Annotated in this window: 17 protein-coding genes; 8 read left to right on the forward strand and 9 right to left on the reverse strand. The window is 40.3% G+C overall.

What is annotated here, in order from left to right:
* Positions 1–16: 16 nt before the first annotated feature.
* The 3 genes from ESY88_RS04540 to htpG all read right to left on the reverse strand — a co-directional run bounded on the left by ESY88_RS04540 (position 17) and on the right by htpG (position 4,292).
* On the reverse strand, positions 17–1,033 hold the full coding sequence (locus ESY88_RS04540) for a transglutaminase domain-containing protein (protein ID WP_147085461.1): 1,017 nt from the start codon (positions 1,031–1,033) through the stop codon (positions 17–19).
* A gap of 6 nt (positions 1,034–1,039) precedes the next feature.
* Positions 1,040–1,711: a carboxypeptidase-like regulatory domain-containing protein gene (locus ESY88_RS21335; protein ID WP_223270719.1), complete on the reverse strand. Its 672-nt coding sequence runs from the start codon at positions 1,709–1,711 to the stop codon at positions 1,040–1,042.
* 667 nt (positions 1,712–2,378) lie between these two features.
* On the reverse strand, positions 2,379–4,292 hold the full coding sequence (gene htpG / locus ESY88_RS04550; RefSeq protein ID WP_147085462.1) for a molecular chaperone HtpG: 1,914 nt from the start codon (positions 4,290–4,292) through the stop codon (positions 2,379–2,381).
* 380 nt (positions 4,293–4,672) lie between these two features.
* Between htpG and ESY88_RS04555 the strand changes: the two genes are divergently transcribed.
* Positions 4,673–5,683: a 3-oxoacyl-ACP synthase III family protein gene (locus tag ESY88_RS04555; RefSeq protein WP_147085463.1), complete on the forward strand. Its 1,011-nt coding sequence runs from the start codon at positions 4,673–4,675 to the stop codon at positions 5,681–5,683.
* A gap of 430 nt (positions 5,684–6,113) precedes the next feature.
* On the opposite strand, the gene ESY88_RS04560 is transcribed toward ESY88_RS04555, so the two are convergent.
* The gene (locus ESY88_RS04560; RefSeq protein ID WP_147085464.1) at positions 6,114–6,443 is read right to left on the reverse strand and encodes a hypothetical protein; all 330 of its coding nucleotides are present in this window, start codon (positions 6,441–6,443) and stop codon (positions 6,114–6,116) included.
* Positions 6,444–7,100: 657 nt separating this feature from the next.
* Between ESY88_RS04560 and ESY88_RS04565 the strand changes: the two genes are divergently transcribed.
* Complete coding sequence (locus tag ESY88_RS04565; RefSeq protein ID WP_147085465.1) at positions 7,101–7,463, forward strand: CoA-binding protein; 363 nt, start codon at positions 7,101–7,103, stop codon at positions 7,461–7,463.
* Here ESY88_RS04565 and ESY88_RS04570 read toward each other — a convergent pair.
* On the reverse strand, positions 7,434–8,876 hold the full coding sequence (locus ESY88_RS04570) for a sodium:solute symporter (RefSeq protein WP_147085466.1): 1,443 nt from the start codon (positions 8,874–8,876) through the stop codon (positions 7,434–7,436). The two genes, ESY88_RS04565 and ESY88_RS04570, sit on opposite strands and share 30 nt — an antisense overlap.
* A 75-nt stretch (positions 8,877–8,951) precedes the next feature.
* Between ESY88_RS04570 and ESY88_RS04575 the strand changes: the two genes are divergently transcribed.
* The 4 genes from ESY88_RS04575 to ESY88_RS04590 all read left to right on the forward strand — a co-directional run bounded on the left by ESY88_RS04575 (position 8,952) and on the right by ESY88_RS04590 (position 15,228).
* Entirely contained in the window at positions 8,952–11,930 is a 2,979-nt protein-coding gene (locus ESY88_RS04575) for a T9SS type A sorting domain-containing protein (RefSeq protein WP_147085467.1), read from the forward strand.
* A gap of 115 nt (positions 11,931–12,045) precedes the next feature.
* On the forward strand, positions 12,046–12,663 hold the full coding sequence (recR, locus tag ESY88_RS04580) for a recombination mediator RecR (protein WP_147085468.1): 618 nt from the start codon (positions 12,046–12,048) through the stop codon (positions 12,661–12,663).
* Between the two features lie 7 nt (positions 12,664–12,670).
* On the forward strand, positions 12,671–13,771 hold the full coding sequence (locus ESY88_RS04585) for a glycosyltransferase family 2 protein (protein WP_147085469.1): 1,101 nt from the start codon (positions 12,671–12,673) through the stop codon (positions 13,769–13,771).
* Between the two features lie 86 nt (positions 13,772–13,857).
* Entirely contained in the window at positions 13,858–15,228 is a 1,371-nt protein-coding gene (locus tag ESY88_RS04590) for a dihydrolipoamide acetyltransferase family protein (protein ID WP_147085470.1), read from the forward strand.
* Between the two features lie 385 nt (positions 15,229–15,613).
* Here ESY88_RS04590 and ESY88_RS04595 read toward each other — a convergent pair whose 3' ends face one another.
* A complete protein-coding gene (locus tag ESY88_RS04595) occupies positions 15,614–16,087 on the reverse strand; it encodes a MarR family transcriptional regulator (protein WP_147085471.1) in 474 nt (157 codons plus the stop codon).
* A gap of 905 nt (positions 16,088–16,992) precedes the next feature.
* Here ESY88_RS04595 and ESY88_RS04600 point away from each other — a divergent pair.
* Positions 16,993–19,209, forward strand: a complete 2,217-nt coding sequence (locus ESY88_RS04600; RefSeq protein ID WP_147085472.1) for an FUSC family protein — start codon at positions 16,993–16,995, stop codon at positions 19,207–19,209.
* 20 nt (positions 19,210–19,229) lie between these two features.
* Here the strand turns inward: ESY88_RS04600 and ESY88_RS04605 are convergent, their stop codons facing one another.
* Together ESY88_RS04605 and ESY88_RS04610 are read right to left on the reverse strand one after the other, a co-directional pair.
* Positions 19,230–19,739: a DUF3124 domain-containing protein gene (locus ESY88_RS04605; protein WP_147085473.1), complete on the reverse strand. Its 510-nt coding sequence runs from the start codon at positions 19,737–19,739 to the stop codon at positions 19,230–19,232.
* A gap of 320 nt (positions 19,740–20,059) precedes the next feature.
* A complete protein-coding gene (locus ESY88_RS04610) occupies positions 20,060–22,093 on the reverse strand; it encodes a protein-disulfide reductase DsbD family protein (protein WP_147085474.1) in 2,034 nt (677 codons plus the stop codon).
* A gap of 888 nt (positions 22,094–22,981) precedes the next feature.
* Between ESY88_RS04610 and ESY88_RS04615 the strand changes: the two genes are divergently transcribed.
* The gene (locus ESY88_RS04615; RefSeq protein ID WP_147085475.1) at positions 22,982–24,196 is read left to right on the forward strand and encodes an MFS transporter; all 1,215 of its coding nucleotides are present in this window, start codon (positions 22,982–22,984) and stop codon (positions 24,194–24,196) included.
* Positions 24,197–24,520: 324 nt separating this feature from the next.
* Here the strand turns inward: ESY88_RS04615 and ESY88_RS04620 are convergent, their stop codons facing one another.
* The gene (locus ESY88_RS04620; protein ID WP_223270720.1) at positions 24,521–24,901 is read right to left on the reverse strand and encodes a rhodanese-like domain-containing protein; all 381 of its coding nucleotides are present in this window, start codon (positions 24,899–24,901) and stop codon (positions 24,521–24,523) included.
* Between the last annotated feature and the right edge of the window lie 26 nt (positions 24,902–24,927).

Below are 24,927 nucleotides of genomic sequence, written 5' to 3' on the forward strand. Positions count from 1 at the left end.
GCATCATGATCTTCAGCTATACCTTATCTACTCGTATGGTATAGGAAGCCACCACATCGCTCCCTATTTTCAAATGGACATCATAAGTGCCTTTGTGCCTAAATTTAGTGGTAAACCTAACTGTTCCATTTTCATTTTTGAACCCTTCAATCTTAAAAGCCTTTTCCCTTGATCCAGAAGACTGAATAAGCTGAATGCTTTCACCATCAACCTGCTCTAAGGTCTTAAAACTGAAATGGACTTCAGTATCTGTGCCTGTATTAGTCGTTAATCGTGTTGGGCTTACAGGGATGATTTGGTGCTCAAAAGTAGCGCCATAGATCAATGGAGATTCCACAAATTCTGAGGCTGAAAGTATCGCATTGAGCAACCACTTTTTCTGAATGGGATAATGGTTTTTCGCAAATAATTTGGGCTCAGCCAGAAAGTAGCCGGCATTATAATCGTTTATAAAAAGCGCATCATTAACCATATAACCACTGGACCAAGTGGCGTCACAGAGATACCATTTGTCGTTTAATTTTACCGCATTCCAAGAATGGTTGGTCATGTCTAAAGCTTCAACGTTCGAAGCTACTGTTCTTCCGTAGCCATCTACGATTACCGCTTCAATATTGGCTAAAAAACATAATTCCTTAATCAAATAGGCGTAACCGGTACACATCGTTTTTTTTCGTCTTAATAAGGTCTTGAAGGCTATTCTTTTATATTCCGCATTCCATTTGAGATAAGCTATACTATCGTTTCTATACTTTTCACGTTTACGACTCGTGATATTATTTTGCCTGATGTCGCCGCTGATGTTATGACAAACCCATCTATAAATGGCTCTGAACTTTTCAACCTCAGTGTCCAAATTGAATGTGAGATCATGTGCGAGTACTGGTAAATTTTCCAAACTGCGACCTTCATGCAGCACAGCACGGTTATCGGCTCTAGTAAAATTGATTGATTCAAAATCGGATATTTGCGCATAACTTTGACCTAGAACTAGAATTAAAATGGAAAATAACAGACTTTTCTTTAGAAACATGAGGTGTTAATCTTTTACTGATTTGTAAACTTCCTTTACGGCGACTTTTCCCATGATGATGCAGGAATCCATTTTCATGTCAATTTTTAGGTCGATTTTAGACGCGGAGTCTTTATTTTCGATTATGACTTTTTGAGAAGCGAAACCCACATAACTGAACACGAGCACATCGCCCACTTTAAGTTGATCAGGGAATTCAAAATCACCATCAAAATTTGTTGAAGTGCCTTTGGTGGTTCCCTCTAAAACAACGTTAACTCCGGGTAGAACTGTATCGCCTTCAGACACATTGCCTTTGACACTAATATAGTTCTGAAATTGGGACGTTTCCTTACCCGTTGGAGCCTTTTGAGATGAGCGCAATGACTTAATGGATTCCTGGGCTTGTGAGCTTAGCATTGAAAAGATTGACAGACATGCCATACCAATTCCGGCTAAAACGTTAATCTGCTTCCGTTTTTGAAGATGGATTGCCAATTGGGCACCATAGAACCTTCCGCAGGTGTTATGGGATGATTTGTTTTCGAAATGGGCAGCAATGTCTTTTGACTTCATTTGTGTAAAGTCAATGACATTTTTTTGACAAGACCCACAAAAACCACCATCTGCAGTGGGTGTAAAATGGTCAAATTTTTCGGAACAAGCTGTTTTGATGTTTAAACTCATTAAATTTTTCATGACAAACGGTTTTAAGTGTTAGAGTACTTCAAACCTAAACATCTATTGCATATCTAAAAATGAGCATTTAGGCAAGCATAGGTTTCGATGCGTAAACCCAAACTTTCGATGAGTTAGGAATGCGTATGGCAGCAGAACTCAGCTTTTGGTTTGGTCTCAAATTGTCGTTAGAAGTCGAGGGACGGCGTGGGGTTTAGGTGTTTTAGGTAGTAGGTAGTGGGTAGTAGGTAGTGGGTAGTGGGACGCAAATTATAAGCACATACAACTGAAGATCAATTATATAAAATATAATCTCCTAAAATTATTGGTCTTTCGTCCAATTTGAGCTTTCTTCTGAACAGTCATAGGGATTTCTAAACATAAAAAAACCACTTCGTTTTCACAAAGTGGCTTTGGTGCTTCTATCATGAGATTCTTGCCTGCGCAGGAATGTGCCGCAAAAACTGGATCTGTAATTTGAAATCAATATCCAAAACGAAAAAAGCCACTTCGTTTTTACAAAGTGAATTTAGTGCTTCTATCATGAGATTCTTGCCTGCGCAGGCATGTGCCGTAAAAACTGGATCTGTAATTTGAAATCAACGTCTAAAAACGAAAAAAGCCACTTCGTTTTCACAAAGTGGCTTCAGTGCTTTTATCATGAGATTCCTGCCTGCGCAGGAATGTGCTACTTGATCATCTCATAGCTGCGTTTCACAAAATCGGTTAGCTCCTTACCTTTGAGCAAGCCTTGTGACAATCGCGCCAAGTCGAGACTTTGGGTAATTAAACGTTCTTGTTTTTTCTTGGTCTTGGTGTTTAGGATTTCGCCAACCAATTCAGAATTGGTGTTCACGACAAGATTGTACATCTCTGGCATATTGCCCATCCCAAACATTCCACCACCGCCACCGGTTTGTTGCATCTCTTTCATACGACGCATAAACTCTGGCTGTGTGATGATAAACGGCGACGCATCGCTATCCATCGCTTCCAATTGCACTGAGAATTTTTCCGCAGGAATGGCGTCCTTCAAGATGTCTTCCAACTGTTTTTTCTCATCGTCAGATAATTTGGAAATCGCGGTTTCTTCGGTCTTGATCAAATTATCAATATGATCGCCATCAACCCTAGCAAAGGAAATGTTCTCTTTTGAGCTTTCCAATTTCTGGATCAAGTGCGGCACGATTGGCGAATCCAACAACAAGACTTCGTAGCCTTTCGCTTTCGCGGCTTCGATGTACGAGTGTTGCGTATCTTCATTAGATGCATAAAGCACCACCAGTTTACCGTCTTTATCGGTTTGCTTTTCTTTGGTTTTATCGAATAATTCTTGATAGGTGTAGTACTTGCCATCAACCGTTGGGTAGAGTGCAAAAGCATCTGCCTTATCAAAGAATTTATCTTCGGAAAGCATGCCGTACTCAATCACAATCTTGATATCATTCCATTTTGCTTCGAAATCCTCGCGGTTCTCGTTGAAAAGGGATTTCAACTTATCGGCCACTTTTCTAGTGATGTAAGACGAAATCTTCTTAACCGCGCCATCTGCCTGTAAGTAAGACCTTGACACGTTCAACGGAATATCTGGAGAATCAATGACCCCTTTCAACATCGTCAAAAATTCGGGCACGATGCCTTCTACATTATCGGTTACGAAAACCTGATTTTGATACAATTGGATCTTATCGCGTTGTATGTTCAAATCGTTGGTCATCTTAGGGAAATAAAGAATCCCAGTCAAATTGAACGGATAATCCACGTTCAAGTGAATGTGGAACAAAGGCTCCTCAAATTGCATAGGGTATAATTCCCTGTAGAATTCTTGGTAATCCTTGGTTTCTAAATCTGCTGGTTGCTTGGTCCAGGCAGGATCTGGATTGTTGATGATATTATCAACGCTGATCTTTTTGTGTGGCTCGGTGGTTTCCTTACCCTCTTTATCCTTGATTTCCTTAGGTGTAAATTCAGGATCGTTTATTTCTTTGGTTCCGAATTTAATAGGGATGGGCATGAATTTGTTGTACTTGGTCAACAGTTCACGTATTCTACTTTCCTCTAAAAACTCGGTGGAATCTTCTGCCATGTGCAGAATGATTTCAGTGCCTCTTTCGGCCTTTTCGGTTTCTTCCAAAGAGAATTCTGGAGAACCGTCGCACATCCAATGCACTGCAGGTTCATCTTTATAGGATTTTGTGATGATCTCTACTTTGCTTGCCACCATAAATGCGGAGTAGAAACCGAGACCGAAATGACCTATGATTCCAGTATCTTTTCCAGCTTCCTTATATTTTTCCAAGAACTCTTCAGCGCCAGAAAATGCAATCTGGTTGATGTATTTTTCAACCTCTTCCGCAGTCATCCCAACACCTTGGTCTGTAATGTGTAATTTATTGCCTTCCTTATCAATTTTAATTTCGATTTTTGGGCTGCCATATTCAACACTAATTTCGCCAATGCTGGTTAAATGCTTCAATTTCAAAGTCGCATCTGTGGCGTTACTGATGAGCTCACGTAAGAAAATTTCGTGGTCACTGTAGAGGAATTTCTTTATCAGCGGAAAAATATTCTCTACCGATACATTAATATTACCTTTTGTCATGATAAATAATTTTATTTGTCATTCCCACAAAAGCGGGAAACTGTTTATAATTGGTTTTATTTACTAGACTAAGACTAGTCAAAAAAAGTACCAAGCCTAGAAACGTGACAAACTGACACGACATTTTTCAATTACATTCAGACCTACAAGGTTTTTGAAACCTCGCAGGTCGACTTCAATTTCAACTTCAATTTCAATTCCCAGGGCTTTCCTATGCATGCATAACGAATAGCCAAAGGTTTAAAATATTGTTTGGTGGAATTGGTTAAATTGCGTGACGCATTTTCGCGTGATGATTTACTTTCGGTAAAATCGGACTTAAAAGAATAAAATAAACAACAAGACTCCCGCCAGCGCGGAAAAAAACAAATAATTTTTAGATGTACAATTCCAAAATAATAGGTTTGGGGCATTATGTGCCCGATAATGTGGTTACCAATGAAGCGCTGTCTGAGATGATGGACACCAACGATGCGTGGATTCAAGAACGCACCGGCATCAAGGAGCGTCGTTGGGCAGTTGAAGGCTCTGGTGACACCACTGCGACCATGGGCGTGAAAGCTGCAAAAATCGCCATTGAGCGCGCGGGTATCGACAAGGATGATATTGATTTCATTGTGTTTGCGACCCTGAGTCCAGATATGTATTTTCCTGGTCCAGGTGTGCAAGTGCAACATGCCTTGGACATTAAAACAGTTGGTGCGCTTGATGTGAGAAACCAATGTTCTGGATTTGTGTATGCCATTTCAGTAGCAGATAATTTCATTAAAACTGGTATGTACAAAAATGTGCTGGTGATTGGAAGCGAACTCCACTCCCACGGTTTGGACAAGACGACTCGTGGCAGAGGCGTTTCAGTGATTTTTGGTGATGGTGCAGGTGCCGCAGTATTATCAAGGGAAGAAGACAATAACAAAGGTATTTTATCCACACATTTACATTCACAGGGAGAACATGCTGAAGAATTGGTTGTTAAGGCTCCTGGTATGGGAACCCGTTGGGTAACCGATATCCTTGAGGACAATGACCCTAATGACGAAAGTTATTTTCCACATATGAACGGACAATTTGTATTTAAAAATGCAGTGGTTCGTTTTAGCGAGGTGATTATGGAAGGCCTACAGAAAAATAATTTAGGCGTTGATGCCATTGACATGTTGATCCCGCATCAAGCTAATTTGAGGATTTCACAATTTATTCAGAAGAAATTTAAATTAAGTGACGATCAGGTGTTCAATAATATTCAGAAATATGGAAATACCACCGCAGCCTCTATTCCTATTGCTTTAACTGAAGCTTGGGAGGCAGGCAAAATCAAGGAAGGTGATACGGTGGTACTCGCTGCTTTTGGGAGTGGATTTACTTGGGGGAGTGTGATTATTAAGTGGTAACGTACGCCTTTTGAGAAAAGGGATCTCATCATCAAATTGGCATCGTTCGAAATCAAAAACAGGGGCGTCGCGATGCTTTCAGAAGTAAACATAGAAACAAATCAAAAAATCCGTGATGTCACATCACGGCTTTTTGAGTTTTAATTCAATTTCACTTAAGGTCTGAATAAGAGTTCAATATGCTGCGTAGATCGTCATGAAAAAGCGCCGAAAGGTGTTAGAGTTAAGAATTTTTAACATATTGAAAAAAACAAGTACGAGAAAACAAATTATTATAAAGAATCTTTCTTGCTTGTACTTTTCTTGACATTTTTAAATCGCTTAAAGAGCTGTTTTCTTAAAGAGTCAAATTCTTCGATATTATCTACATGAATAGCGTTGGCTGGGTCATGAAATTAACATTTCTCCTATTGTAACACCGTTATTGTTTTTAGTGGGCAATTCTAGTATCATAGGTAAATTTCTTTACTATGCTATCCTTCATGAATAATTTCAAGCTAATAATTTTCCAATCCAACGCGGTGTGACCTATCAGCGTATAGGTTAAAACACCTTCCTCATGGTTAACAGCTTCAGGCTTGCCGAACACAGCTTTGATGTGACTTGATTTTTGACCTATCAAATAATCCGATTCCAGTAAATCCTTTATCATTTTATTGCGTTCTTGTATATCGTTAACCCAAATAGTTTCGTTGAATTTTTCTTGAGGCATTCGGGTTATGAAATAGGTCCAACCTACAGCAAAAACAATAATTGCCATAATACCAATTAATCCAGAAGTGACATATAATGATTTTCTACGAGATTTAAAAAATGGAATTTTACCTAACTGCCATTTTGCGAAAAACGCAATTGCGGTGATTATTAATAACAGAATAAAGATTCTCAAGTATAAGTACATAATTTGTATAAGCAAATTTCTCCAGTAAAGCGAGAATATATGAATTAAAAAAACCCAATACATTTAAGTATCGGATTTTTTTTAGCTATTAAACAATCTAACTAACACAAATTAAATTATGAAACTGTATCCTTTTAAATTAAGGCTTCATAATAGAATACACTATAAAGACGCGAAAACTTCAGTTTTATTATGTCAGAATTAAATTTTAACTCATAATTTAACATTTGGGTTACACTACTAATAAAAACCCAAGGTCCATAAAACCTTGGGTTTATGCTTTGATGTCCACCATACTATACTAACCATCATAATTTGAGCGGCCATCAAAAAATCAAGATTTTTGTGAACCTCTTGACCATTTTCTAAAGCATAGACCATTTATTTGTCTTATTGTTGCGCAATTTAGGAGGCTTAACAGGGTTTTAACACGCCATGACTGGCTATAATTAGTTTGGCACATTACAAATGTATATCTTACTTTGTAATAATTTCAGTAACCTAAATTTCAAACCCATGAGTAAAAAAACCCTGGTCATTGGCGCATCATTAAAACCGCAACGCTATTCTAATATTGCCATTAACCGACTTGTAAGCTACAAAAATGAGGTGGTCGCTTTTGGTCTTAGGGAAGGTACGGTCGCTGGCATTGACATTGACACCAACCTACATGCCTATAAAGATGTGCATACAGTAACACTTTACCTCAACCCTGAGCGTCAAAAGAGCTATTATGACTATATCATTTCACTAAGGCCGGAACGTGTTATTTTCAATCCTGGAACAGAGAATCCAGAATTTCAGAATTTGTTGCAACAAGCACATATCCCCTTTCAAGAGGCCTGCACTTTAGTCATGTTGTCTACGAACCAATATTAGTCCTAAAAAGGTCACAAGTCCGTTGAGGATCAAAATGAAGAATCCGAATTCAAATCCAAGCCATTTTTGACTGTAGAAACTTATAATGTAAGAAAGTATTGGAGAAGCAATGGCTATAAATGGCACCAATTTATCCTTTACATTCCATTTGGTGAATAAGCCAAACGCATACAATCCCAACAACGGCCCGTAGGTGTAGCCGGCAAACACAAAAAGTTTGGCGATCACACTTTCATCTTTGATCACATATTTAAAGGCTACAATCACAAAAATGAGCACAAAAGAAAAGGCAATGTGAATGCGTTTGCGTAAACGCACTTGTTTTGCTTCGGAATTATTTTTCTCTATCTCCATAATATCGATACTGAAGGAGGTTGTGAGCGCAGTAAGCGCACTATCTGCACTGCTATATGCTGCCGCGATAAGTCCCAGTAAAAAGAAAACAAACACCCCTATCCCGAAATGATTCTTAGCCAACAGCGGGAACAAATCATCTTTTTGCGCATCAATACCGTTCTGTTGCGCATAAACCGTCAACAAAAGTCCCAAACTCAAGAACACAAAATTGGTGATCGTTAAAACGATGGTAAACCAAAACATGTTCTTTTGGGCATCCTTCAACGAGCGACAAGTCAGGTTTTTTTGCATCATGTCTTGATCCAAACCTGTCATTACAATGGCAATGAAAGCCCCAGAAATGAACTGTTTCCAAAAGTAATCACTAGACTTGTAGTCGTCAAAGAAAAAGACCTGGGAAAGATCGCTGTCCATCACGTAGCCTAAAATGCCACCACCACTAAGCCCGAGTTCATCACTTACAAAATAAATGGCAACGCCCACTGCTACCAGCATAAATAGTGTTTGCAGCGTGTCGGTCCAAACAATGGTTTTTATGCCCGATTTGAACGTGTATAACCAAATCAACATGACCGTAATCGTTACGGTTTGCCAAAAGGAAACCCCCAAGTCGTCAAACAATATTATTTGTAGTACATTAGCCACCAAATACAGTCTAAAACTTGCACCTACTACTCTAGAAATTAAAAAGAAGGAGGCGCCGGTTTTATAAGAATAAGCACCAAAGCGACCTTCAAGGTAGGTATAAATTGAGGTTAGATTCAAACGGTAATACAAAGGCAACAAGACGGTGCCAATCACAAAATAGCCAATAATATAGCCCAAAACCACTTGCATATAACTAAACTTGGAGGCTTCTACCCAACCTGGAACAGAAATAAACGTGACACCAGAAAGTGAAGCCCCAATCATCCCAAATGCAACCACAAACCAAGGCGATTGCCGGTTAGCCTTAAAGAACGTATCATTGGTGGATTTTCTTCCAGTGAGTAAAGAGATTAATATAAGGACTGCAAAATAAGACGCAATGAGCAGGATTATGAGCGTGCTGGACATGAAAACCGTTTTAATATTAAATACCTCGAAATGTAGTATTTTTGCTAAAACCAACCCATAAAACCCCGAACTAATATGAAAAAAATTTACATTCCAATCTTAGCCGCTTTGCTTTCAGTGCTTTGCCATGCTCAGGACTACAAACGTATGATTGCTGCTGGCAGCTTTAGCGTTCAGGAGATTCAAATAGCAGCCCAAGCTCATTTCGACCAAGTTGGCAGAGAAAGAGGTAAAGGCTACAAACCTTACAAGCGTTGGGAATACCAAGCCTTGAGACGCATGGACGAAAATGGAATGCTAAAATCCCCAGAGTTTTATGTTAAGGAGTTGGAAGATTACAACAGTTACCTCAACAATGCCAATATTCAAGCAAGAACCACGGTTGGCACTTGGGAGCAGTTAGGCCCGCTCTCGATCAACCAAACCAGTGGCTGGAATCCTGGTGTAGGCCGAATCACCTCCTTTGCTGCAGCCAGTGATAATCCCAATCACATCATCGTAGGCGCAAATACCGGCGGTGTTTGGAAAAGCTTGGATGGCGGAGGCACCTGGGCGGTGTTGACCGATAATCTTTCCAACCTAAGTGTCTATGCGCTTGCTATTGATCCCACTAACACCAATACTTATTTTTGGGGCTCCACAGGAGGCGTTATTTTTAAATCTGAAGATGCTGGCGCAACATGGAACATCTTGGCACAAACCGGCATTGGCAATGTGAATAAGATTCTCATTGACCCATCCAATACCAATAAAATGTACTGCAGCGTAGAGTTTGGTGGCATTTATAAATCGGTTGACGCGGGCAATACATGGACTTCAATCAACAGTGCAGCCACCAATGGCTACGATGTGGAGTTGAAACCGGGAGATCCCAATGTTGTTTATGCTTCTGGAAACGCCTTTTTTATATCCACCAATGGTGGCGACACTTTTGAAGTCCCTAACGGACTGGATGTGTGGTCCCAAAACTACCTTAGCGGAAACACCAATTGGACGACATCGGCTTTTAATCAAAACAATTCCGTAGTCCCAAGAACGGGTAATTCTATGGCAATTTTCAGTATCGATAATTTTTCGATGCCCATTACACAATTGGTAACGCCTGCCCTGGATGTATCGGGCATTACGAATCCGCAATTAAAGTTCTCGTTTACCAATGTAAGCTGGGCCGGAGATATAGATGCCCTTAAAATACTGTACAAGACAACTGCCTCGGGCGATTGGATAGAGTTGGCAAATTACACCACAGAATCTGCTTCGTGGAATGACATCAACCTAAACCTCCCCAACCCCAGCGCCACGTATTATATCGCTTTTGAAGGCACTTCAAATTACGGTCGCGGCTTAACCATAGACGATATCATGGTGGGAAATGACTTAGGAAGCATCGTTTTTGTAGATGGATTTGAATCGGCAACAAATAGCTTTGGCGGTGGACCAAAAATGATCGCGGTCACCCCTGCTAATCCTGAACTCGTTTATGTAGTGGAAGCAGTGGATAACGTTTTTGGCGGCCTGCACAAATCAACCAACAGCGGTAGCAGCTTCACAAGACTCGGCCACTCGGGTAAAAATTATTTTGGGTATAGCTCAGACCCGGAAGATTTAGCAGATGCCACTTTTGGCCAAGCACCTCGGGATATGGATATTGCTGTGCATCCCAGCAACAGCGACGACGTGCACCTCGCAGGCATCAACACTTGGCGCTCAACCGATGGTGGTACCACATTCAACATCAGTTCCCAATGGACACCTCAAGGCGCTGCATTTGAGAATATTGGCTATTGCCATGCCGATGTGGATATGCTAGAATTTGTGGGCGATCAACTTTATGTGCTCAGTGACGGTGGCATATACGTGGCTCAAGACCCTACAAGCGTAAGCAGCTCCTATTATACCGATCTTACCACAGGATTGGGAATTCGCCAATTTTACAAGATTGGTGTGAGCCAAACCAATCCGGTCATTGTTACTGCTGGCTCACAAGACAATGGCAGCTCGGTATTGGGTGCAAATGGGATTTGGAGCGATTGGCTTGGTGCTGATGGTATGGAATCTTTTGTCGATAAAACCTTAAGCAACACCCTGTACGGAACCGTTCAATATGGTGCACTTTACAAATCCATCGATGGCGGAAACAACATTTTTTCACTGGACGCTCCCGAAAACAAATCGGGCAATTGGGTTACGCCTTTTGAGCAAGATCCCATTCAGCCAAATACCATTTATACAGGTTATGATCAGGTCTATAAGTCGGTAAATGGTGGAGATACCTGGACGTCAGTCTCCCAAAGTTTCGGCGGAAACTTGAACCACCTCAAAATCGCACCTACAAATGGCAATTTTCAATACGCCGCCAGAGGGAACAAATTATATAAAAACACAAATGTTGGCACCACCGGAAACTGGACACAACTAAATGGTTTTAGCGGCAACATCAATGCAATTGCCATTCACCCAACAGACCCCAATAAAGTCGCCATTGCCACCACCAGCAATCAAAATGTCTTTGTCTCCATAAATGGTGGCAGCTCTTGGACCTCTTACAAAATCAACCTTCCCAATTTTAGCGCCCAAGCGCTGGTATGGCAAGATAACGGGAAAGACGGCCTTTATCTCGGCATGAATTACGGTGTGTTTTACATAGACCAGACCATGAGCGAGTGGCAACCCTTCAGCAACGGTCTCCCCAATGTGATGATTAGTGAATTGGAAATCAATTATGCCACAGATAAAATTTATGTGGGTACGTATGGTCGCGGACTTTGGGCTTCAAATTTATACGATACCACTTTGAATGTTTCCGATTTTAAGCTGAAAAACTTGAACGTCTATCCTAATCCCAGCTCTAATGACATCAATTTAAAATGGGACCAAAACGAAGAAGTGACCATAAGAATTTATGACACCCAAGGAAAAATCATGTTCTACGATAAAAATGATAACATCAAAAACGGACTCCAAATTGATGTTTCAAACTTTGCCTCTGGGCTTTATTTTTTAAAGGTCAACACCAACAAAGGCGAAGTCACTAAAAAAATCATGGTCAATTAAGCGCTAATTAAAACAGTATTTAACACAAACTGTCATCTCAAAAAGATGGCAGTTTTTTTCTTCGGAAGGATGGCAGCACCTTTCAAAAGCCATAAATTTCACTAAATTCGCAGTTATGGAATTTTCTTCAAAATTATTGGAAAACGCGGTCAACGAAATGTCCCAACTTCCCGGAATAGGAAAACGTACCGCCTTGCGATTGATGCTGCACTTGCTGCGACAACCAAAGGAACAAACCTCAGACTTGTCAAAAGCGCTCAGCAACATGCGCAACGATATCAAACTGTGTAAAAACTGCAACAATATAAGCGATAACGACCTTTGTGAAATCTGTGCCAATCCAAATAGGCTCGAAGACATTGTATGTGTGGTTGAAGATATTAGGGACGTCATGGCGATTGAGAACACCAGTTCATTTCGAGGACTCTATCACGTGCTTGGCGGTAAAATATCACCGATGGATGGCATTGGCCCCAACGATCTCAACATCCAGCCGCTGGTTAAAAAAGTAAAATCGGGCAAAATCACTGAGCTCATTTTCGCTCTTGGCTCGACCATGGAAGGCGACACCACCAATTTTTACATCTACAAACAAATCCAAGAGTTCAAGGTCAAAACCTCAACCATTGCACGAGGTATTTCAGTAGGTAATGAATTGGAATATACCGATGAAGTTACCCTGGGCAGAAGTATCATAAACCGTATTCCGTTTGAAGCCTCCCTAAAATCTTGAGCTGCATTTGAAACTTTCCGTCGTCATACTCAACTATAATGTACGCTACTTTTTAGAGCTTTGTCTTAAAAGTGTAGAGGCCGCTTTGGTTGCAATTGATTCAGAAATTATTGTGGTTGATAATCATTCAGCCGATGATAGCTGTGCCATGGTCAAACAATTGTTTCCGAAGGTAAAACTTTTAGAAAACAAAGAAAATTTGGGCTTTTCAAAAGGCAACAACCAAGGTGTTGCTATTGCAAAGGGCGAATACCTATGCATACTCAATCCTGATACGGTTGTGGCAGAAGACACTTTTACAAGCTTACTCCATTTTGCTGAAACTCAAAACAAGCTTGGTATTTTGGGCTGTAAACTCATTGACGGGCAAGGGCAATTCCTGTCAGAGAGCAAACGCCACGTTCCAACACCTTGGGTTTCAGTAAAAAAAATGTTGGGTTTCACAGCCGCCTACTACGTTCCAGAGTTGGATGCAGATGGGGTTGGAGAAATAGAAATCTTAGTAGGCGCCTTTATGTTACTCAAAAGAGCGGTTTACAATGAAGTTGGCGGTTTTGACGAGGCGTATTTTATGTATGGCGATGATATTGATCTCTCTTATAAAACCCTGAAACAAGGCTACCAAAACAGTTATTTTGGCAAGACAACGGTTATTCATTACAAAGGCGAAAGCACTCTAAAAGACAAGGTTTACGCCAAACGTTTTTATGGTGCCATGCAAATTTTCTACAAAAAGCATTTCAAGGCAAATCCCATTTTCAATATCATGGTCTGGATTGGGATTCGGCTGGCAAGCGTGATGCAAAAACCCGAAATCGTCCATAAATCAGTGCCGAAACAAAGGTTTTTTATTTCCGAAGAAAAAAATGAAGCCCTCCAAAATCGGTTAGGTCAAGCTTTAGAAGTTCGAAAATCGCTTGAAAGCTATTTGGATGACAGTGAATTTATTTTGAACAATAACGATCTCAGTTTTAAGCGGATTATAGAAATTATAGACCATAAACCTAAAAATTGCAGTGCCAGATTCAAAATTCTACCAAAAAACTCTAACTTTATCCTCGGAAGTGACAGCTCCAAATACCAAGGGGAAGTCATAACATTCCACTAGCAAATACTTAGTGAAAACACAATAAAATATGTGTTTTTTCATTAATTTTGCAATCTCAAAACAAATAAAGGCATTAAATTACAGATATGGCAAAGTTTGAATTAAAACTCCCTAAAATGGGTGAAAGTGTTGCGGAAGCGACAGTAACCTCTTGGTTGAAAAATGTAGGAGACAAAATCGAAGCAGATGAAGCGGTATTTGAAATTGCCACAGATAAGGTAGATAGCGAAGTCCCGAGTGAGGTAGATGGCGTTTTAATTGAAAAACGTTTTGAAGTGGATGATGTGGTTCAAGTGGGCGAAGTGATTGCCATTATTGAAACTGAAGGCGAAGACAACGAAACCGAAACTGAAACTGAAACTGAAGTTGAATCTGAATCTACTTCTAATGAAACCAAGGAAGAAGCAACTTCTCATGTTGCTGAAGTTTCAAATACTGTTACTGCTGCCAAGGCTCAAACCGAAGCTGTAAGCAGTACCGAAGCGCGTTTTTACTCACCTCTGGTTAAGAATATTGCTAAGAAAGAAGGCATTCCCCAATCTGAACTGGATACCATTTCTGGAACAGGAAAAGACGATCGTGTCACTAAAAATGACATTTTAGACTACGTTGCCCATAGAGGGTCGAAGTCCGCACAAAACGCCAGCGAATCGGCACAAGCACCACCGGCCAAAGCTGCAGATCCAAAGGCGGCAGAACAAAAATCGGCTGCAGAGCCTAAAAAACCAGCTCCAATAGTGGCTTCTGGCGAAGATGAGATCATAGAAATGAGCAGAATGGGTAAACTCATTGCGCATCACATGGTAGAATCGGCCCAAACGGCTGCACACGTGCAAAGTTTTATCGAAGCCGATGTGACCAAAATCTGGAACTGGCGTAAAAAAGTAAAGGATAGTTTTGCAAAACGCGAAGGCGAGAATTTGACCTTTACACCCATCTTTATGGAAGCCATAGCAAAAGCCTTGAGAGATTTCCCAATGATGAATATTTCTTTACAGGACAATAAAATCATTAAGAAAAAACATATTAACCTTGGCATGGCGGCTGCGCTGCCAGATGGCAACCTCATTGTTCCTGTGATCAAAGATGCCGACCAGCTCAATTTGGTGGGCATGACCAAAAAAGTCAATGATCTTGCCCGTCGCGCAAGAGAAAACAAATTAAAACCAGACGATATTCAAGGAGGAACTTATACCGTAACCAATGTGGGCACCTTTGGCAGCATCATGGGCACGCCTATCATCAACCAGCCACAAGTGGGTATTTTGGCCTTGGGCGCCATACGCAAAGTGCCTGCTGTAGTTGAGACGCCAGAGGGCGATTTTATTGGTATTCGCTATAGAATGTTTTTGTCGCACTCTTACGACCATAGAGTCGTAAATGGCGCACTTGGCGGACAGTTTGTTAAAGCAGTCAAAGATCATTTAGAAGCTTGGGATAGCAATCGCGAGATTTAAAAAGACCTGAAATGATCTAGGATCAATTTGATGCCAATATAAAAACATTGGAGAGGAAGAACGTTTGATCGTTCTTCCTCTCCATTTTTTTTTGCAATTTAATAGTCATGCTGGATACTCTTCATTCTGCCTGCCCTAGCAGTCTGGACTTTGTGGGGTTCTATTGGGTTACCCACGCGATTTGCCTAATGGCATACTGTCCAGAGGTGTAAACTATTGGTGATCAACAAATATTAATTAATTCAATGTCCCATAGAGACATCATAATTGAGACAGCTCAAAATATCTGGATTTTAAATTAAATTTAAAGAATCAAAGCTTGATTAAACTAAAGCCATTTTCAATTAAAATTTCAACCGCTTCTAAAGACAATACAACCCCCAAATCAAGATAATTTTTTAAGTTGATCAATGGTGTTTTTGACCAAACTCTGCATTTTTAACAAATAATCAATAGTTAGCTGGCCCAGTGACTGTTCATTGTCAAATTTTTCAGGATAATGGTTTTTGTTGAAGTCGTTTATTTTTTCCACCATTTTGATATCGGTTGCCAAAGTTTGACTTTGCTGCTCTAAAGCACTTATTTGAAAATATTTAGCTACCCTAAAATAACGTTTTCTATCACCAGATTTTGTACGGTATTCTACATATTTCAGCTGGATCAAGACATTGAGGTTTACAGAGGTCGAACTTTTACTGGAACCAATGCTATTGCGAATGGTATCAAAACTCAATCCTTCATAACTGGATAGTGCCAACAATGCATAAATTCTCGCGGCAAGCGGCGAAACGTTTAAACGCTGTTCCATTTGAATACCTATGCTTTCTATTAGTTCTTGCTTTTCTTCCAATTTAGACATCCTTCTATTTTTAACTCATCTTTAGTTCATAATATAACGAACTCAAGTTGAAAAACTAGTCTTAATCCATATATTTATACACCATGATTTGAAATCCTGGGGACTTATCCTTCCATTTGATAGCTTGCTATCGCTACAAGTGCAGATCAGACTAAGTAAATGTAACAGTTTATTTCGGCCTGGGGATTAATCTTGTATTTATCAAAACTTGCCCACAGACTAAGATTTCAACCGCTTGCATCTTTAATTTGCCTAAATGATCTAGGTTGGGATTCGCTTTGCCATGCTGCGCTTTATAAACACGCTCGGTTAGCAGCTAGAGCGTTGCGGCTTCACTTGCCGCAGCCACTCGTTTTAAACGGCCCTTGCCAATGCCATGGCTACCCATAAGGTTTATTTGTCTGGCAATCTTCCATAGACCTTCGTTGACAGCTTCGCGTTCATAAGTTTACTTAATATGACATGGAATTATATAGGTCTTTGTGGCGTAGCACAGCATTTTTACATTTTGAAAAATCGACAATTTACCAGAACCTCCAATCATGAAGTCTTCCAATTTTTTACATGCAGCGCTGCAATGAATATCAGGCTCGTGAGAAACCAGGATTGCATTCTCATGGTGTTGCTTTTTGTAAGTATTAGTATTACTTAGTCTGTATGGCGTTTTAAAAAAGGAACCGACTTTGATCAGAGCCACCCCATTTATTGATATTAGCCTTATATTGTTGCTAAGTCTTATAAACTTCTCTAAACCTCAATACAATTGCACTATTGCTAGCCAATTATAAACTCAACAGCGTAGCAGTTAGACAAAATTTGATATTTTAGACTTAAAGGCTCATAAAAAACAAGCGTCCATTAGTATCTTTGTGCTTTACGATTAGCGCCTTAACCAACACCACAAAATGCTCAAAAACGCATTCAAAGAATTAGTGAATTTCTTTAAAAGCACGAACTTTTCTAAGGCCATCCTCATTGGCATAGCGATAAGCGTGCCCATTGTCTTAGGCCTGAGTTTTGATCGTTTTGAGATTGGGCTTGCCGTTTGCTTTGGTGCGTTTTGGTGCTCTCCAAGTGATGTTCACGGTAGTTTGAAGCATAAAACCATTGGCATTTTATATTCTGCTGCCTTGGTAATGCTGGTTAGTTTTATTGCAGGCTATCTACACCTGCTCTCCTACTTTCTAATTGTAGTTTTAGGACTGCTCACCTTTGGCATCGCCTATATCTCGGTGTATGGATTTAGGGCATCACTCATAAGTTTTTCAGGATTATTGGCCTTGGTTTTGAGTTTTGCGCATCAAGTCCAAGAATTGGAAATTTATGAATACTCCTTACTCATAGGCCTTGGCGGACTCTGGTACTTACTCTTATCTGTAATTTGGTATCATTTGAACCCTAGAGCGCAAACCGAAGAGGTTTTAGCTGAAATATTTGAGCGCACAGCCAATTTTTTGGTGATTCGAGGAAAACTCATTGGCCCGCAAGAGAATAGGAAGGATTTACTAACCGAACTATTAACCCTGCAAAATGAGCTCATTGAAAAACATGCCACCATGCGCGATATTTTGATGGCCACAAGAATAAACTCAGGAAAATCAAATTACGAAGGTAAACAACTGCTCATTTTTGTGCAATTGGTCGAGCTTCTGGAAACTGCGATTGCCAATCCCGTGAATTATGTCAAAATGGATGCCCTTTTAACCAAACATCCAGAGTACATTAAGAAATTTCAAAGTTTGATCTTTGAATTGGCCATACAACTTACCGAAATCTCACGGCATAAAAAAAACCCAAAAAAATTACCAGAACACACAAATATCGTTTCACTTTTCCTGGAAGCTGAAACTCAAATCAAGCATTATAAAAAAGAGCTCAACCCTTCAGATTATGATGGCTATCTCATGATGCGCAATTTATTGGCCTATCAAGAACAACAGTTTGAGCGTATCAAGCGCATCAAATGGTTGCTTAGCGATCCCGATTTGAGCACTACCGAATTTATAACCCGTGACAGTTTACGACGATTTATAGTGTCTCAAGATTACGATCCCAAGTTACTACTTAGAAATTTTAGCTTCAAGTCCACCATTTTCAAGCACTGCCTGCGATTGGCCGCCACCATGATGATTGGTTATGGCATAGGTAAGTATTTTGATTTCCAAAATCCCTATTGGATTTTATTGACCATCATCGTGATCATGCGGCCCAGTTACGGACTCACAAAAACGCGCTCCAAAGACCGCATATTAGGTACGCTTATTGGAGGCGCCATTGCCACAGGGCTGGTATTCGTAGTCCAAAACCCTTACGTTTATGGCGTTTTGGGAATTAGCTCCTTAGTGATCGCCTTCTCAATGCTGCAAAAAAATTACAAGGCATCAGCAACGTTTATCACGCTAAGTGTGATATTCATTTATGCCATTATAAGACCAGATGTATTAAATGTGATTCAGTATAGAATCATTGACACGCTTATTGGCGCTACCTTGTCCTTTTTGGCGATGTTATGGCTTTGGCCAGCTTGGGGATTTATGGACATTGGGGACAATATCAAAAACAGCCTCAAAGCCAATCGTGAATTTTTTAAGAACATCAGCGAATTTTATAAGCAAAAAGGACAAATCCCGACCGCATTTAAAGTATCCCGCAAAGAAGCCTTTGTGCAAACCTCCAACTTGAGTGCTGCATTTCAACGTATGGCGCAGGAACCCGAATCTAAACAGAAATCCCTAAACCAATATTATGAATTGGTAGTGCTCAACCACAACTTCCTATCGTCTTTGGCATCCTTGAGCACCTATTTACAACACCACAAAACCACCGAAGCCTCTGCAGAATTCTCTGAAGTTGCAGAAGTCATTTTAAATAATTTAGATACAATTCTTAAAAATTTAGACCTCAATAAAGAGCCAAGGGAATTATCTTCGGAAGTACCAGCTACTCCAACATTCGATTCATCCATCGAGATTGCTTCAGAACGGATCAAGAAAGAAGCTTTTGCCAATTTACCACATTTGCAACAGCATCAAGAAGCCCATTTAATTTGGGAGCAGATGAATTGGTTGCTAACCATGAGTGATAAATTGCTAAGGCTTTCAGCAGGTTTGGATTTGGAATAATTACGATCAATAAATTCAGTTCATTTCAACTCCTTACCTACCGTAACAAAGGAGATGCCTTGCTGCCCGTAAGTGGAGATCATGATGGCTTCAAAAATAGGTGCATTTTGCTTTGGCAATTTTTGCCAGTCGAACACAAAATTAGCACCAGTACCGCCTGTATCATCCTTATCATCTATGATGATTTGAACGGTTTCCATGGGTTTTATGCGGATGGTCTTCTCAAAATAGGTACGAATAGGGGCGCCCTTTGTGTCATAATACACCGCCGCATCAATGAATAAATCTCCTATACGATTGGGATTGTGCAAACTCACGGTAGCCGTTAAAGTGGAAAACTCATTCTCATTGCGTACATGAATCTGTGAATAGATAGAGAGAAAAGTACTACCTGTTTCCAACGAATCTGGCAAGGCAGTCTTGACCATGCGCTTTTCCCAATTTACAGGATTTGTAGAGCTCAAGGCCCTCGGTTGCTCGCAAGAACACATAATCGCAATCAACGCGCATAATAGAAGTACTTGTTTCATCCTGCAAATTTTTTAAGCTTAATGTAAATGTAAGCATTAGCTAAGATATAAACTTTAGTCCCCTTGGGATTTTCTGCGGAAGGCTTTGCGTTTATAGCTACTCTTGCGCTGAATGTATTGAGTTATCTCAAAATTCTTTACACTGTAAGTCATCGGAAGCATTAGTTTGAAAAACACAGCAGCAGTGGTCAAAAGGAAGACTCAAATTAACTGTAGATAATTTGAGGAAAAACGGATTAATAAATGCAGCCAATTATCTACATTCACTTATTTAGTGATAGGTCAAACTAACGCCAACCACGTATTGCAACATGTCACACTCATTCCTCAAACGCCTCTACCCCCTCTTGCATCCATGTTAAATACTCCTCCACATCTGGCGTGTAGCCTACGGGTTTGTTAAGCACTTTACCATCGGTATCCAGCAAGGCATAATACGGCTGGGTGTTGGTCTTGAATTTGATGGCTTGGAACTCGCTCCATTTCTGACCAATGTATTTGAGTTGTTTGCCAGGTCTCAACTTAGACGCCACGACTTCATTTTCTGGCAGTTTACGCTTATCATCCACATACAATGAAATTAAGATGACATCATTTTTCAAGACGTTGAGCACTTGGTCTTCGGGCCAAACATTCTGCTCCATTTTTCTGCAATTCACACAGGCCCACCCAGTGAAATCCAACATTACTGGCTTATTCACTTTTTTCGCATAAGCCATACCTTTGTCGTAATCGTTAAAGGCCAAGATTTGATGCGGCGCCAAGAGATGTGCACCTTCCGGAAGTTCTTTGTTATCATTTGAAATAAAACTTCCTGAGGTTTTAGAATTACCAACACCATAAGGCGATTCAGCATAATCCAATGGCGGTGGGAAGGCACTTATCAAATTTAGCGGTGCACCCCAAAGTCCGGGAATCATGTAAATGGTAAAACTCAAAACCAAGAGCCCTAAGCTCAATCGCCCTACCGAGATATGTGTGAGTGGCGAATCATGTGGCAATTTGATTTTTCCGAAGAGATAAAACGCGAGCGCTCCAAAAATCGCAATCCATATCGCAATAAAAACTTCACGTTCTAAGAAATGCAGTTGCAGTACCAAATCGGCCTGGGAAAGGAATTTAAAGGCAAATGCCAATTCCAAGAACCCGAGCACCACCTTAACGGTATTTAACCAACCTCCAGATTTTGGCAGTGAATTCAACCAACCTGGGAACGCCGCAAACAAACCAAATGGAAGTGCCAATGCTATTGAAAAGCCTAGCATCCCAATCATTGGTGCCAATCCGCCTTTGGTGGCCGAAAGCACGATGATATTGCCCACAAAAGGCCCCGTGCATGAGAACGACACAATGGCCAAGGCCAAAGCCATAAAAAAGATACCTGTGAAACCCCCTTTATCTGCCTTACTATCTATTTTATTGGCCCAGGAATTGGGCAACATGATCTCAAAAGCTCCTAAAAAGGAGACCGCAAAAATCACGAGAATGATAAAAAACAGCAGGTTAAACGTCACACTGGTGGAGAATTCATTGATGGCACTCGCCCCAAAGATGGCCACGACACCTGTACCGAGAATCACATAGATCACTATGATGCAAAGCCCATAAATGAATGCATTTTTTATACCCTGAGCCTTGTTTTTACTTTGTTTGGTAAAAAAACTAACCGTCATTGGAATCAATGGAAACACACATGGCGTAAACAGTGCAATCAACCCTGCACCAAGCCCTAAAATAAAAATAGTCCAAAGCCCTTCCTGAACTTCTCCTTCAGCTTTAGTTTCATTTGCAACTGTAGCCTTTTCAGATTGAGCGGCTGCTTCACTTTTTTCCGGATTTTGAAAATCGACAGCGCTGTTGCCTTCCGAAGCATTTTCTGAAGATGTAAGGTTGCTATTGCTGCCGTCCAAATTAAAATTCAAATCGATGTATGTTGGCGGAAGACAACGCGTGTCATCACATACCATAAATTCAACTTCACCTTTTACGATAGACAATTCTTCGTTCAATACTTTGATGCGCTGTCTAAATTGTGCACTGTTCTCAAAAAACTTGATTCGCATGTTGAAGACAGGATCGTTAATGGTGCGTCCTTCTTCTTCCACAACCTTACCTAGCAATTCAAAATCGGCATTGGTTTCAAAAGTGAAAGTTGTTGGGATGGGGCCACCCTCTGGCACATTTTGGGAATATAAATGCCAACCTGCATCAATTTTGGAAGTGGCGATAAGATCATACTCCGTTTCTGAAACTTTTTCAATAGAGGTGGTCCACTTAACAGGTTCTAAAATTTGAGCGGAAACATTCGTTATGCCTAGATAACAACCTATTAAAAGTAGTATTACATATTTCATAAGGGTAGATAATTGGTGCATTTATTTACTTGGAAGCCGAAATTAATTCCTTTACCAAGCGGTTTTTGTTATAATTTATGCCTTGGCAACAGCCCATCATTCGGAAACTTTTGAACCACAGTTCAAACTTAAGGTTTTTTAAAATAATCCTTTAAGATGTGAGTAATTAAATCGCCTCAAAACGTCATGAGTATTCAAAGCTGATGCTATCAAATCACAAGCCTGGGTCGCCTCTTCTTAAGCTCACAAACCTGCAAATTTAAATAACAAATTTGTGCCAACTGCTAATACTTTGCCAATTGCGAACTTGAGATTGTTAATGTTGTTTAAAAGAATCGCAACCTCAACTTTAAAGCCTTCAACGTTTAAGCTTGGAAAAACCGGTATTAATTATTTTTGACATGGATGGTATCTAAACTGGATTTATATTAGTGTTGTCCGAAATAGAATCAAGACCGCCCCGATCTACAGGACTGTGAGCTCAAAGAACAATCCCTAAGCTTACGGGATGCTTGTAAACTAAATGACAAGCAGCTAAATTTGTAGTAAAAACGCCCTATCCCCTCGATAAAATTAGTTTAAAAAAAACAGGGTGTTCATTTGACTATCTTTTAAAGCCATGCCTCAAGAGGGTTAATCAACTTTTAATCACACTAATGAATTTATAGTTGAAGAACGCACAGATTTGTTTCAATATTCGCACTTCAGACCGATTCGTGCTGCCGAAGCTTCAAGAGAGGCAACAATTTTTAGCTTCATATTAATTCTAGAAAAGCGAGATTATAAAAACACGTTCCCTGAACCCTATTTGAGACCAACCACTATAATCATGGCTAAACCAGTTAATTTTCACACCTTGCAGCTTTTTCCATTATAAATTCTCATTTTTTGAAACAACTGTTCCATTTTCTGAAATCGAATGCCAGCGATGTAAGTTTTGGTTGGGTCTTGACTTTTCTATCCAGTTTCGGTCAAACCTTTCTCATTTCGCTCTATGTACCCAAAATCATTGAAAAATTCGCATTGACCGAAGGTTCTTTTGGAGGTGTTTATGCCATTGCCACAATTATTTCCTCGGTCATCCTACTTTCCGTAGGGCACACCATAGATCATAAATCGGTTAAAAAAGTAACGGCGTTTACGCTATTGGGACTCGCCTGCTCCACCTTTTTATTGGGTTTTTCACATTATCACATTGCACTTCTCATTATTTCACTCATAGGGCTGCGTCTTTGCGGACAAGGCTTGCTAAGCCATATCAGTTTAACCGTCATGTCCCGTCACTATCAACGCGATCGCGGGAAAGCCTTGAGTATTGCTTCCTTGGGCTATGCCATGGGCGAGGCTATTTTCCCCATAGGCATAACTACCTTGATCGCGCTTTACGGTTATGAGATTGCAGCACGAGTAAGCTCTGTGGTAATTATTTTGTATTTGATTCGCTTGTATTTTATAGACACCAGCCATTTTGACAATAAAGCTTCAATAGCTCAAAAGCATTCCTTTAGGGTATTGTTCAGTAATCTCAAAGCCGTAATCAAGGATAAGCGATTCCTCATCATAATGCCTTCCAGTTTCACGCTCAGTTTTACCGCGACCGCTGTATTTTTCTACCAATACGTGTTTGTGCAAGACAAGGGCTGGTCTGCACCACTCTATGCCACTTTTTTTACGGCCTATGCGCTTACCCGTTTTGTGATGTCCATTTTTGGCGGACTCTGGGTCGATAAATTCAGTGCCCGAAAACTGTTTCGCTTTTATTTGATTCCCATGGCACTTGGCTTGCTTCCTTTTGCTTTTATGGAAGGCATTATTGGCGCACTTTTGTTCTTATTATTCGCAGGAGTGACCACCGGTATTGCAGGCACAGTCAAAACTGCGGTGCTCGCCGAAGTGTACGGTGTGGAAAAACTGGGCACCATTAGAAGCCTATTCACAATGTTCATGGTATTGAGCACCGCCTTGGGACCACTTATTATTGGTATGCTCATTGACTACGGCGTGCCTTTTTACGGACTCATGCTGTTCCTGTTAGGCATGCTGGTTTTGGCAACCCTAAATGCACAACGCATCAAAAAGGTTGCTATGGTTGTGGAAGAATGAAGTCAAAAAAGAACCAAGACCGCTAAGTTGAATTGGCAGTGCTTGTTACGCAAAGAGCCGTGAACCGAGATCCAAATCGCATCTTATCGCGTTGAATACGTCTATTTCAAATATCCTGTTTCCAAGCTTACCAAGTTGCGGTAGCATTTTTAAACATTCAAAAAACAAGACCAGTATCAAACGAAACTTAGGAAACCCCTCTGAATGAAGCGTTTTTAAACTGACCCAGATATCAAGCTGGCAACAAGAATTGCTTAACTAAAAAACCGCATCAATTATAACATTGATGCGGTTTCTTTATGTTTTAATAATTTGTGCTAAAATTCAATCAAGATCTTTATTGGCCCAATTCATAAAGCCTCCCTCAAGATCGTAAATCGCTTCAAAACCCATAGCTTTTAGTTTCAGTGCCGCTTTTCCGCTTCGGTTGCCAGAACGACAATAAATAAAAACGGCTGTCTTTCTGTCAAGCTTTTCAAATTGGTTTTCAAAAGTCTCAGGTTGTAAAAAATCAATATTAACGGCATCATCTATGGCGCCTACTTTATATTCTTCAGCAGTGCGCACATCAACTAATTTTATATTTTTTTGCTGTATGGCTTTTTGAAAATCTGTCGCGTTTAACACTGTGATGGTCTCTGGATCTTGCGCATTTACAGAAGTGCAGCTCATTGCAAATGCTATAAATAGAAAAATATGTTTCATGGGTAAATGATTTTGAACTATAAGTC

Origin of the sequence: Subsaximicrobium wynnwilliamsii (assembly GCF_007997225.1) — a bacterium.
Taxonomy (GTDB): Bacteria; Bacteroidota; Bacteroidia; order Flavobacteriales; family Flavobacteriaceae; genus Psychroserpens; species Psychroserpens wynnwilliamsii.

Excerpts from the sequence above, each read along its gene's own strand:
- ESY88_RS04570 (WP_147085466.1), bottom strand. The coding sequence starts at position 8,876 with ATGTCCAGCACGCTCATAATCCTGCTCATTGCGTCTTATTTTGCAGTC.
- ESY88_RS21335 (WP_223270719.1), bottom strand. The coding sequence starts at position 1,711 with ATGAAAAATTTAATGAGTTTAAACATCAAAACAGCTTGTTCCGAAAAA.
- ESY88_RS04610 (WP_147085474.1), bottom strand. The coding sequence starts at position 22,093 with ATGAAATATGTAATACTACTTTTAATAGGTTGTTATCTAGGCATAACG.
- ESY88_RS04555 (WP_147085463.1), top strand. The coding sequence starts at position 4,673 with ATGTACAATTCCAAAATAATAGGTTTGGGGCATTATGTGCCCGATAAT.
- recR (WP_147085468.1), top strand. The coding sequence starts at position 12,046 with ATGGAATTTTCTTCAAAATTATTGGAAAACGCGGTCAACGAAATGTCC.
- ESY88_RS04560 (WP_147085464.1), bottom strand. The coding sequence starts at position 6,443 with ATGGCAATTATTGTTTTTGCTGTAGGTTGGACCTATTTCATAACCCGA.
- ESY88_RS04540 (WP_147085461.1), bottom strand. The coding sequence starts at position 1,033 with ATGTTTCTAAAGAAAAGTCTGTTATTTTCCATTTTAATTCTAGTTCTA.
- ESY88_RS04605 (WP_147085473.1), bottom strand. The coding sequence starts at position 19,739 with ATGAAACAAGTACTTCTATTATGCGCGTTGATTGCGATTATGTGTTCT.
- htpG (WP_147085462.1), bottom strand. The coding sequence starts at position 4,292 with ATGACAAAAGGTAATATTAATGTATCGGTAGAGAATATTTTTCCGCTG.
- ESY88_RS04590 (WP_147085470.1), top strand. The coding sequence starts at position 13,858 with ATGGCAAAGTTTGAATTAAAACTCCCTAAAATGGGTGAAAGTGTTGCG.
- ESY88_RS04620 (WP_223270720.1), bottom strand. The coding sequence starts at position 24,901 with ATGAAACATATTTTTCTATTTATAGCATTTGCAATGAGCTGCACTTCT.
- ESY88_RS04595 (WP_147085471.1), bottom strand. The coding sequence starts at position 16,087 with ATGTCTAAATTGGAAGAAAAGCAAGAACTAATAGAAAGCATAGGTATT.
- ESY88_RS04600 (WP_147085472.1), top strand. The coding sequence starts at position 16,993 with ATGCTCAAAAACGCATTCAAAGAATTAGTGAATTTCTTTAAAAGCACG.
- ESY88_RS04565 (WP_147085465.1), top strand. The coding sequence starts at position 7,101 with ATGAGTAAAAAAACCCTGGTCATTGGCGCATCATTAAAACCGCAACGC.
- ESY88_RS04575 (WP_147085467.1), top strand. The coding sequence starts at position 8,952 with ATGAAAAAAATTTACATTCCAATCTTAGCCGCTTTGCTTTCAGTGCTT.